Here is an 11250-nt window from a genome sequence, read left to right on the forward strand (position 1 = left end):
ATGCCGAGGCTTCTGGTGATTTCGCTGAACTACCGAACGCCGGAGATGACGCTGCGCTCGGCCCGTGCCGCGCTGCACGAGATGGCCGGGCTGGAGGCCGAGCTGATCATCGTCGACAATGACAGCGCTGACGGCTCCTTCGAGACGATGCAGGCCGGTCTGGCCGAGCCATGGGCGCAAGGCGCGCCGATCCGGCTGATCCGGTCGGACCGCAACGGCGGGTTTGGCGCGGGCAACAATGTCGGCATTCGCGCGGGCTGGTCCGACGGCTCGCGCCCCGATTACATCTTCCTGCTTAATTCCGACGCCTTTCCGGGGCCGGGCAGCCTCAGGCGGCTTCTGGATCATCTGGAGACCCACCCGAAGGCGGGCTTTGCCGGCAGTCATATCCACGGCGAGGATGGCACGCCGCATATCAGTGCCTTTCGCTTCCCGTCGATCCTGTCGGAATTCGAAGGCGCGGCGCGGTTCGGGCCGATCAGCCGCGCGCTTCGCGCGTATAAGGTGCCGCTGGATCAGCCGGAAACGATGCGCCGGGTCGATTGGCTGGCGGGGGCCTCGCTGATGATGCGGCAAGATGTTCTCGACCGGATCGGCCTGTTCGACGAGACGTTCTTTTTGTACTTCGAGGAAACCGAACTGTGCCTGCGCGCTGCCCGCGCCGGGTATCAGACGCATTATGTCAAGGACAGCGCGGTGGCGCATATCGGGTCGGTCTCGACCGGGATGAAGCGGTGGCAGCGCATTCCGGGCTTCTGGCTAGACAGCCGATGGCATTATTTCAGCAAATCGCACGGGCGGGGTTATGCGGCGATGGCAACGCTGGCGCATGTGGCGGGCGGGCTGCTGTGGCGGGCGCGCCGGGTGATCCAGCGCAAGCCCGCGGCGGACCCGGCGCATTTCCTGCGCGACATGGTTATTCACGATCTTCGGGCGCTGATGCCGGGGGCCGCGCGCCCCACGGCCAGCCGCAGCGAGATCAAGGCGGAGTAGGATGAGATGAGCCAGTTTTCCAGCGTCCTCATGGGCAATGAAAGCCTGCTGGTGCAATGCGGCGAACGGCTGCTTGGCGCCGGACATACGATCCGCGCCGTGGTCACCCGCAACGCCGATGTCGCCCGCTGGGCCGAGGGGCGCGGCCTTGCGGTCGTTGCGCCGGAGGAGGGGCTGGCGGATCGGCTTGGCGGCACGCAATTCGACTGGCTGCTGTCGATCGCCAATCTCGACATGATCCCGGCGGCGGTGCTGGCTATGCCACGCAAGGGGGCGGTGAATTTCCACGACGGCCCGCTGCCGCGCCACGCCGGGCTGAACGCGCCGGTCTGGGCCTTGCTGCAAGGCGAAAGCCGCCACGGCATCAGCTGGCACATGATCGAAGGCGGCGTGGACGAGGGCGATATCCTTGTCACCCGCGCGTTCGACATCGCGGACAGCGACACCGCGCTGACGCTGAACACCAAGGCTTACGAAGCCGCCATCAACAGCTTTCCCGAGCTGATTGCGCAGTTGGAACAGGGGCTGCGGCGGGTGCCTCAGGATCTGGGCCAGCGCAGCTACCACGCGCTGGCGGATCGCCCGTCGGCGCATGGTCTGCTGGATTTCGCCCAGCCCGCCGAGGCACTGGAACGGCTGGTGCGGGCGCTCGATCATGGCGGCTATGCCAACCCGCTGAGCGCGCCAAAGCTGTTGGCCCATGACGCGCTGTGGCTTGTTCACAAGGCGCAGCTGGTGCCGGGGCAGGGCGTACCGGGCGAAATCCTCGAGGCAACCGACGATCACCTGACCGTCGCCTGTGGCAGCGGGGCGCTGCGGCTGGCGCATTTTACCCATGTCTGCGGCGCGCTGGCGCTGGTGGCGCAGGTCGGCAAGCCGGGCGAGCGGCTGACGGTGCTCTCGGCCGCCGAGCGGGCGCAGATCGACGCCCGCATTGCGCAGGTGGCCAAGCATGACCAGCACTGGCGGCGCCGGTTCACCAGCTTTGCCCCGGCGGAATTGCAGGGGTTGGGCAAGCGCGCCGGTGACATCTACCTGCGCGGGCTGGCCCTTGGCGCGCAGCCCGAAGCGCAAGTGGCGGCATGGGCCGCGCGCCTTGCGGGGCTTGAAAGCTGCGACATCGCCTTTGCCGATGCCCGGCTCAAGGATCTGGCGCAGGGCGGGTTCATCGCGCCATGGGTGCCGCTGCGGGTCGATGGCTCGGGCAATGTCGACGTGGCGGCGGCGCAAGCGCGCGTCGGTTTCCTGACCGATCTTCCGGCCCGCGCCCCCGAGATCGAGGCTGCGCCGCAGGTGCCGCATGTCGGGCTCAGCCTTGGCGCGGGGCATATCCCCGGCACCGCCGTCACGGTCGAACTGACCGGCGACACTGCCACGCTGCTGACCGACAGTGGCCGGATGGCGCTGGCGCAATCGGATCTGCTTGCCGCGCGGCTGGAACTGGGCGGTCTGCCCGCTGCCGAGCGCGATCTGGTGCTGAACGCATGGAACGCCACCGAAACGGTGCAGGATGACAGCCTGACCATGCAGGCGGCGTTCGAAGCGCAGGTGGCCCGGACACCGGATGCCATTGCGCTGGTGTTCGAGGGCCAGAACCTTAGCTACGCGCAGCTGGATCAGCGCGCCAATCAGGCGGCGCAGGTGCTGCGCGCCATGGGGGTGGGGGCGGATACGGTTGTCGGGCTTTACACGCGGCGCTCGGTCGATCTGATGGTTGGGGCGCTGGGCATCCTCAAGGCGGGCGGGGCCTATCTTCCGCTTGATCCGGCCTACCCGGCGGACCGGCTGCAGCATTACCTCACCGACAGCGGCGCGCCGGTGATCGTTACGCAAAGCGACCTGCAAAGCAGCTTGCCGCGGCACAACGCACAGCTGCTGGTGATCGACGCCGATCCGCGCCTGTCTCAGGCTCCCGCCGTGGCGCCCGCGCCGGTTTCCGGCCCCGAACATCTGGCCTATGTCATCTACACCTCTGGCTCGACCGGGGTTCCCAAGGGCGTGATGATCGAACATCGCAACGTGGTGAATTTCTACACCGGCATGGACGCGGTGATCCCGCACGATCCGGCGGGAACATGGCTGGCGGTGACCTCACTCAGCTTCGACATTTCCGTGCTGGAGCTGTTCTGGACCACCGCGCGCGGCTTCAAGGTGGTGCTGACCTCGGACGAGGATCGCGCGCTGATCTCGAACGGGGCGATGCCGCTGTCCGAGGCGGGGATGGAATTCTCGCTGTATTACTGGGGCAATGACGATGGCGTCGGGCGCGACAAATACGCCATGCTGCTCGAAGGCGCGACATTCGCCGATCAGAACGGCTTTTGCGCCGTCTGGACGCCCGAGCGGCATTTCCACGCCTTTGGCGGCCCCTATCCGAACCCGTCGGTGACCGGCGCCGCCGTTGCCGCCGTGACCCGCAATATCGCAGTGCGGGCCGGCTCGGTGGTGGCGCCGCTGCATCACCCGGCGCGCATCGCCGAGGAATGGGCGGTGATCGACAATTTGACCAACGGGCGCGCCGGGCTGGCGATTGCCAGCGGCTGGCAGCCCGATGATTTCGTGCTGCGCCCCGAGAACACGCCGCCCCAGAACAAGCCCGCGATGATCGAGACCATCGCCCAGCTGCGCGATCTGTGGCGCGGCACGCCGGTGCCCTTCCCGCGCAAGGATGGCACGATGTTCGATGTGGTGACGCAGCCGCGCCCTGTGTCCGATGACCTGCCGATCTGGATCACCACCGCCGGCAACCCCGAGACATGGCGCGAGGCCGGGCGGTTGGGGTGCAATGTGCTCACCCATCTGCTGGGGCAGAGCATCGACGAGGTGGCCGACAAGATCCGCCTCTATCATGGGGCGCTGCGCGAGGCGGGGCATGATCCTGCGGATTTCAAGGTCTCGCTCATGCTGCACAGCTACGTGGCCGAAACCCGCGAGCAGGCGCGCGAAACCGCCCGCGGCCCGATGCGCGACTACCTGCGCTCGGCAGCGGGGCTGATCAAGCAATACGCTTGGGCGTTTCCGGCGTTCAAGCGGCCTCAGGGGCTGAACAATGCCTTCGATCTGGATCTGGAGATCCTCGAGCCGGAAGACCTCGAAGCCATTCTCGATTTCGCCTTCGAGCGCTATTTCAACGAAAGCGGCCTGTTTGGCACGGTGCAGGATGCGCTGGAGCGGACAGAGCAGCTCAAGCGCATCGGTGTCACGGAAATCGCCTGCCTGATCGACTATGGCATCCCGCGCCAGCAGGTGCTGGAGGGGCTGGTGCCGCTGGCCCGCGTGGTTCGGGCCGCGAATGTTGCGCCGGAACTCGCGGCGGATGATTTCTCGATCGCCGCGCAGATCCTGCGCCATGGCGTCACGCATCTGCAATGCACCCCGTCGATGGCGCGGATGATCGCGATGAATGACGAGGCGCGGTTTGCCCTGTCGAAGGTGCAGCATCTGTTCCTTGGCGGAGAGCCGCTGCCCGGCGCGCTGGTGGAAGAGTTCGGCAAGATCACCACTGCCAGTGTCACCAATATGTATGGCCCGACGGAAACCACCATCTGGTCTTCGACCGAGGTGGCGCACGCATCCGATGGCGTGATCAATATCGGCCTGCCGCTGGCCAACCAGCAGCTTTATGTGCTGGGCGATGCGCAGCAGCCGGTGGGCATCGGGATGCCGGGCGAGCTGTGGATCGGCGGCAAAGGCGTCACACGCGGCTATTGGGGCCGGCCCGAGCTGACCGCAGAGCGTTTTGCGCCCAACCCGTTCCACGCCGGGCGGATGTATCGCACCGGCGATCTGGTGCGCCGCCGTATCGATGGGCGCATCGATTTCATCGGTCGCGTCGATCATCAGGTCAAGCTGCGCGGCTTCCGTATTGAGCTGGGCGAGATCGAGGCCGTGCTGGAAACCTTGCCCGATGTCACGCAGGCCGTGGTCGTCGCGCGCGAGGATACGCCGGGCGATCTGCGGCTGGTGGGCTATTACACCTCTGAAACGCCGCTGGCCGAGCCGGGCCTGCGCAGTCAGATGGCGCAGCACCTGCCGGGCTTCATGGTGCCTCAGCATTTCATGCGGCTGGACAGCTTCCCGCTGACCCCGAACAAGAAGGTGGATCGCAAGGCACTGCCGAAACCTGTGGTCAAGGCTGCGCGCCCCGCGCCAAGGCCCGAAACACCGGTGGTGCAATCGCAGGTGCAAGGCAGCGGCAAGCTGCAAGCGCAGATCGCCGGGATCTGGTCGACGGTGCTGGGCCTGTCGGAGATCTCGGAGCGTGACAGCTTTTTCGACCTTGGCGGTCATTCGCTGCTGGCGGTGCAGGCGCATCGCGCGATCCGCGACGAGCTTGGCGTGGCGGGGCTGTCGATCACCGACATCTTCCGCTTTCCGGTGCTGGCCGACCTGACGGCGCGGGTGGCCGCGCTGGCGGACCCGTCGGCACAGGCTGTCATCAAGGCGCCCGTGGTCAAAGCCCCCGTGATCACCGCCGCCGCGCCCGCGCCAGACCCGGAATCAGATCCGCAGCCCGCAGCGCCGGTCAACGACCGGGCGCAGGCCCGCAGCGATGCCATGTCGCGCCGCCGCGAAATGCGGGCAAAGCGCAGCGCCTGAGGTGACCCCGGAGGCGTTGAAACAGGCGCTCGACGCGTCCGGCCTGCCGGATGGGCTGGGCTGGGCGGTTGCAAGCGCCAGCGACATCCCCGGCGCGCTTTTTGCGCAAGAGCGCGCTGCCATGCGCCGGGCCGTGCCGTCGCGCATCGCGGAATTCACCGGGGGGCGCGTTGCCGCCCGCGCCGCCATGGCGCAGCTTGGCTTGCCGCCGCGCGCGATCCCGATGCAAGGCGATCGCGCCCCGCACTGGCCCTCCGGGGTTGTCGGCAGCATCAGCCATGGCGGCGGGCTTTGCCTTGCGGTGGTCGCGCGCGCCGGGCTCTGGCGCGGCATCGGAGTCGATATCGAGCCTGATGTCGATATGCACCCCGATCTGATCCCCGAAATCGCCAGGCCCAGCGAGCTGGAAACGCTGTCGCAGCCCCCAGAGCGCGCGGCGCTGCGGATTTTTTCCGCCAAGGAATCGGCCTTTAAGGCGCAGTATCCGATCACCGGCGCCACATTCGGATTCGATGCCTTGCGGGCAGATCTGCCCAACTCGCGCATGGTGATGCATCATGACATCGGACTCGGACAGGGGGCAGAGATCCCGGTTTGGCAACAACGGATCGACGGTCTTGTCGTCTCGCTGTCACTGCTGAGCTGACTCTTCGACACATGGTAAAGAGGTGATCGTCGGTAGCGGTTTCCTTAACGGATTGTTTCCGTTTTGCATGGTATTTTTCGTGGAAATGGCCGGACAATGGGGCTAAATCATGACGCGAAGACGGCGCCTTACCTATTGTTCTAATCGAATTGGGGCAATCGCTTGCAGGGTGAAACCCGAAGGGGCCGTTTCGCATTCGCAGGGTGGGGGCAACACGTTGCGGGAGTGATGAGTATGAACCAGTTTCAGTCGGTCGGTGAAGTGCTGGCAGCTCTGCGGCGCAGGGCTTTGCTGATTTTTGCCATCATCCTGCTGGGATCTGCCATTTCATTTTACATCGCGACCAAGCAAACCAAGATCTACGAAGCCACCGCTGTCGTCCAGATCGAGGAAAGCCAGGTTCCCGACACGCTGGCCGGGTCTGCCGCGCAATCGCAGGACGCCGCCCGCCGGGTGCAGCTGATCGAACAGCGCCTGATGTCGCGCGACAATCTGGTGCAGGTGATGAACGTGCACCAGCTGTTTGACGCCGATCCCGAAATGAGCCTGAACGAGCGCGTCTTCCTGATGCGCGAATCCATCCGCATCGACGAAATTCGCAACAATCCCAATGCTTATGCCGCGCAGCAAGAGGCGCCCTCGGGGCTGATGATCACCGTCACGCTGGACGATCCGGAAAAGGCTGCGGACCTTGCGAACGAACTGATGACAACGGTGATCGACCAGTCGCGCGATCGCAGCGTCACCAGTGCCCGCGACACGTTGAGCTTCTTCGCGGACGAGGAAGCGCGGGTCGAAGCTGAAATTTCCGCCAAGGAAACCGAGATCGCAACCTTCAAGGAACAGAATGGCGATGCGCTGCCCGCCGGCATGAACGCGCTGCGCGACCAGTTGACAACCTTGCAGGACAACGCGCTGACGCTCGAACGCGAGATCGTCGCGCTTCAGGCGAATTCCTCGCGGCAGCGGCAGGAAGTGCTCGACCGTCAGGTTGGCCTGTTGCGCGACCAGAAGGGGCTGGTCGAGGGTCGCATCGACGCGATCAACGCCGCGATCGCCCGCGCCCCCGAGGTGGAACGCGCCCTGTCGGGGATCGAGCGCGATCTGACCCGGCTTCAGGAACAGTACAGCGTGATCACCCGTCGCAAGGCCGAGGCCGAGATGGGGCAGATGCTGGAAGATCGCCAGCAGATGGCGCGGTTCGAGGTGCTGGAAACAGCGCTGGTGCCCGAGGTCTCGGCGTCGGGCAGCCGCAAGAAGCTGCTGGCGATGGGGGTGGTGGCAAGTGCTCTGGGCGGGTTCGCGATAGCGTTCATCGCCGAGCTGATGAACCCCGCGATCCGCAGCGCGGCGCAGATGGAACGGGCGCTGGGTATACAGCCAGTGGTGGCGATCCCCACGATCCGCACGCGGAGCGAACGCCGGTTGACCGGGCTGCGGATCTTTTCGCTGGTCGGGCTGCTGCTGGCGGCGATCTGGGCGGCGCTTGCCACGGTGAGCGATTGGTCGGCGCTGCTGGGGCGGCTGCTGCCGCGCGCCGCGCGGCCCTGATCGCGCTATGACAAAGGGCCCTTCGGGGCCCTTTCAGTAGGTGTACTTGTCGAGCCTGGTGCCTTCGGCCCGGTTCAGCACCGTGCCAAGCAGCGGGGTGTCTTCGCCAAGCCGCCGTTCGACCTCGCGGATTTCTTTGTCGGTGGTCAGGCCTCCGCCGACCACCAGCAGCACCCCATCAAACAGCGGCCGGAACGCGATGACATCATCGAAGTACAGGGCTGGCGGCAGGTCGAACAGCACGACATCGGGCGCAAAGGCGTTGTCGATCCGGGCCAAGGCCTCGGCGGTCTGCGGCGATTGCAGCAGTTCCGAAGCATAGGGTTCCGGGGTGCCGTTGAAGCCAAAGGCGATGTTATGCCCGGCGTCGAAGCTGTTTTCGCCCATGCGCAGGAAATGGTCTTCGGGGGCGATCTTGCCCCGCAACACATCGCCCATCGAGCCGGGGTCGCGCAGGCCCATGACCTTGTGCAGAGTCGGCCTGCGAAGATCGCAATCGATCAGCAGGGTGCGGCAGTTTTCCTGACGCGACAGTGAAATGGCAAGATTGGCGGCGGTGAAGGTCTTGCCGCAATCCTTGGTCGGCGAGGTGATGGCGACGCGCCGCCAACCATGATCCGCCAGCGCCTGAAGCAGCCGCGTGCGCAGCACGTCGAACGCGGCATGAGCGGGGTCGTCACGCCCGGCGGTGACGATGCGGTTGTTTTCAAGATGACGCGCATCGACAGCGACGCTGGCAAGCTGCGCCCATCGGTCTTTGGATCCGGCCGCTTCGACCCTGCGCGCTTGCTCGGCTTCCTGCGCCTCTTCGGCGGCATGGCGTTCCTTGGCCCCGCGCGCCTCTTCTGCCTCGCGCGCGGCCTCTGCCATGCGCGCCTCTTCAGCCATGCGCACCGCATCGGCCTTGCGGGCGTCTTCGGCTCGGCGCGCGTCTTCGGCCCTGACCGCCTCGAGCGCCAATTGCGCGTTTGCGGCCTGACGCTCTGCCTCTCTTGCCTGAAGGGCGGCGCGTTGGCGTTCTGCGTCGTGCGCGGCGGCAGCGGCCTCGCGGGCCTCGTCGGATGTTGCCCGTGCGTCCCCCTGCTCTGCGACGGCGGACTGCGCAGAGAGCGGATTACGGCGGCGGAACTTGCGGCGTTCGGTCATGCTCTTGCCCTCCAGGCGCGGCGCATCAAGGCCCTGTCGGCCCGCACCCACCGCGTCACATCGGAAAAATCACCCAGCGTCATGCCTGTCTGCCTGTTCGATACGGGCCGCATCCTGTGATGCGCCGAAGCCTCTTGTCCTGTTTCATCATGGGAATCTGTCAGGAATGAGGAGGTTTCGAGAGGATTGTTCACCGATCGCACTATAAACCCAGTGTCTCAGATCCCGATCAGGTTCGCCTGCGTGATCGCCTTGTCGACAAAGACCCTGCGGTCGGGTTCGGGCCGCCAGCCCAGCATCGACTTTGGCTTGTCGATCGCAAAGGGCGAGAAATGGGCGCGGCTTTGCCAATCGGCCAGCGACGGGCGCTCCAGCCCGGTCTTGCGCAGCGCGTATTTCTTCAGCCCGTATTTCACCGCGTCAGACAGGTAAAACGCCGTCAGATTGCCGCTGTCCACCCGGATGCGCGCGCCAAGCGCCTCGTGAATGGCGTTGAAATAGCCGCGTGCGGTCAGAATCGGCTCGCCCACCAGATTGAAGCTTTCCCCGACAGCCGAGGGCCGCGACGCCATGCGCACCAGCCCGTCGGCCACGTCGTCGATCAGCACGAAGGGCAGGATGTTGTCGCCCGGCCCCCAGATCCGCACCGCGCCCGCGCCATGCCAGCGCCCGATGCCCCAATGCTGCAACGGGCCTCCGGGGCCGACCACGATGCCGGGGCGGGCGATGGTCAGCGGCAGGCCGCGCTCTCGGTGCAGCTTCATCAGCTGGCGTTCGCATTCCGCCTTGGAACGAGCGTACATGTTGCGATCGCTCATGTCGGCGGCAAAGCCGGTGTCTTCGGTGATGGTCCTGTCGCGTTTCGACATGTCGTAAGAGGCAATCGTGCCGGTGTAGACAAGGCGTTTCACCCCGGCCTTTTCGCAGGCCATGCCGATCCGGGTGGCGACGCCGACATCGTTGATCAATGCCTCGCCCCATGTCTTGTCCATGGATTTCGCAAGGTTGAACACCACGTCGATGCCCTGCATCGACTCGGTCAGCGCCTCGAGATCATACAGCGAGACCCCCTTGGTTTCGACCTGATCGGGCAGGTCGGGAAAGGGCCCGTGGCGCCCGCGCGAGAGCACCCGCACGTCGTGACCATCGGCCACCAGCCGCCGCGTCAGGGCGCGCCCGATGAAGCCGGTGCCGCCGATCACCATGGCGGTGGGTTTGGGGGCGCGGGTCTGCACGGCAGGGGCCTTGATGGCCAGCACCTCGGGCGGCAACAGCGCCAGCGCGTCGTCGATGACCTGCATCACCGCCACCGCGCTGGCCCCGCTGAACCGGGCATCCTGCGGCAGGCTGCGATCCTGCCAGATCGCCGCGTCCATGCCCCGGAAGCTGAGCGCGTAAGGGCCGCCCTGATTGAGCGAGCTGCCCTGAACAAAGGCGTTGCGCGTGCCTTCGCGGAACCGTTGCCGCGCGAGATCGAGTTGCTTGCGCAGCGGGTTGAGCACCAGATCCGAGCTGTTCTCGCGTTCGACCACCAGCACATCCGAGGCATAATCCAGCCGGGCCCGCCCCGAGGAGCCGCGCAGCATCACCGCGCGGTCGTCCTGGGTTTCGACCATCGAGATGGTGAAGGTGATATCGACAGCGCCAGCCCGTGCCAGAATGCGGAAACCCTGCGGGCGCAGATCGCCGCCGGGCAGGGCAACCGGCTTGGTGGCTTCGGCAAAGACCACCTCGGGCGTGCCGAACAGATCGACGGCAAAGGCGACAAGGTGCGGCCCCAGCTCCAGCAGCAGGTTTTTGGGCTCGCGCAGCAGCCACAGGTTGTAGGGGCCGGCGCGCAGCGGCGACAGCGGCAGGGCCCATGTGATTTCGGCGCTGGAAATGCGGCCCAGCGTGCCGTCCTGCACCAGCGCCTTGAGCCGTTCATAAGACGGCAGGCCAAGGAAATTATGCCCGGCGTGAAAGCGTTTGCCCGCGGCCTCGGCGGCGGCGAGGATCTCTCGCGTCTCGGTGGCGCTTTGCGCGACGGGCTTTTCGACCAGCACATCAAGCCCGGCGGCAAGGCATTGCAGCGCCAGAGGCCGGTGCAGATCGGGCGGGGTCAGGATGTGCACCGCATCGCAGCAACGGCTTTCGATCAGCGCATCAAGCGAGGTAAAGGCCTGCGCGCCGCATTCCTCGGCCAGCGCCTGCGCGGCGGATTCGGACAGGTCGCAGACGGCGGCGATGGTCACGCCCGGCGTGGTCTTGAGCGCGTCCGCGTGCCAGCTGGCGATGTAGCCGGCGCCGATCAGGCCGATACGTGTCATGTCTTC

Annotated in this window: 6 protein-coding genes; 4 read left to right on the forward strand and 2 right to left on the reverse strand. The window is 66.1% G+C overall.

The features are described 5' to 3' along the window. From Q4543_RS12275 to Q4543_RS12290, 4 genes are all read left to right on the forward strand, one after another. Positions 1 to 993, forward strand: coding sequence for a glycosyltransferase family 2 protein (locus Q4543_RS12275; RefSeq protein ID WP_303438662.1), 993 nt, complete (start codon positions 1 to 3; stop codon positions 991 to 993). A gap of 6 nt (positions 994 to 999) precedes the next feature. Further along, the gene (locus Q4543_RS12280; RefSeq protein ID WP_303438664.1) at positions 1000 to 5592 is read left to right on the forward strand and encodes a MupA/Atu3671 family FMN-dependent luciferase-like monooxygenase; all 4593 of its coding nucleotides are present in this window, start codon (positions 1000 to 1002) and stop codon (positions 5590 to 5592) included. A gap of 1 nt (position 5593) precedes the next feature. Continuing rightward, on the forward strand, positions 5594 to 6238 hold the full coding sequence (locus Q4543_RS12285) for a 4'-phosphopantetheinyl transferase (protein ID WP_303438666.1): 645 nt from the start codon (positions 5594 to 5596) through the stop codon (positions 6236 to 6238). Between the two features lie 234 nt (positions 6239 to 6472). Further along, positions 6473 to 7789, forward strand: coding sequence for a Wzz/FepE/Etk N-terminal domain-containing protein (locus Q4543_RS12290; protein ID WP_303438668.1), 1317 nt, complete (start codon positions 6473 to 6475; stop codon positions 7787 to 7789). 33 nt (positions 7790 to 7822) lie between these two features. On the opposite strand, the gene Q4543_RS12295 is transcribed toward Q4543_RS12290, so the two are convergent. Further along, positions 7823 to 8935, reverse strand: a complete 1113-nt coding sequence (locus Q4543_RS12295) for a CpsD/CapB family tyrosine-protein kinase (protein WP_303438670.1) — start codon at positions 8933 to 8935, stop codon at positions 7823 to 7825. Between the two features lie 218 nt (positions 8936 to 9153). Further along, a complete protein-coding gene (locus tag Q4543_RS12300; protein ID WP_303438672.1) occupies positions 9154 to 11244 on the reverse strand; it encodes an NAD-dependent epimerase/dehydratase family protein in 2091 nt (696 codons plus the stop codon). Positions 11245 to 11250: the final 6 nt, after the last annotated feature.

Source organism: Salipiger sp. 1_MG-2023 (assembly GCF_030547555.1).
In the GTDB taxonomy this organism is placed as follows: Bacteria; Pseudomonadota; Alphaproteobacteria; order Rhodobacterales; family Rhodobacteraceae; genus Salipiger.

Coding starts and splice junctions, on each gene's coding strand:
- Q4543_RS12275 (WP_303438662.1), top strand. CDS start 1: ATGCCGAGGCTTCTGGTGATTTCGCTGAACTACCGAACGCCGGAGATG.
- Q4543_RS12280 (WP_303438664.1), top strand. CDS start 1,000: ATGAGCCAGTTTTCCAGCGTCCTCATGGGCAATGAAAGCCTGCTGGTG.
- Q4543_RS12290 (WP_303438668.1), top strand. CDS start 6,473: ATGAACCAGTTTCAGTCGGTCGGTGAAGTGCTGGCAGCTCTGCGGCGC.
- Q4543_RS12295 (WP_303438670.1), bottom strand. CDS start 8,935: ATGACCGAACGCCGCAAGTTCCGCCGCCGTAATCCGCTCTCTGCGCAG.
- Q4543_RS12300 (WP_303438672.1), bottom strand. CDS start 11,244: ATGACACGTATCGGCCTGATCGGCGCCGGCTACATCGCCAGCTGGCAC.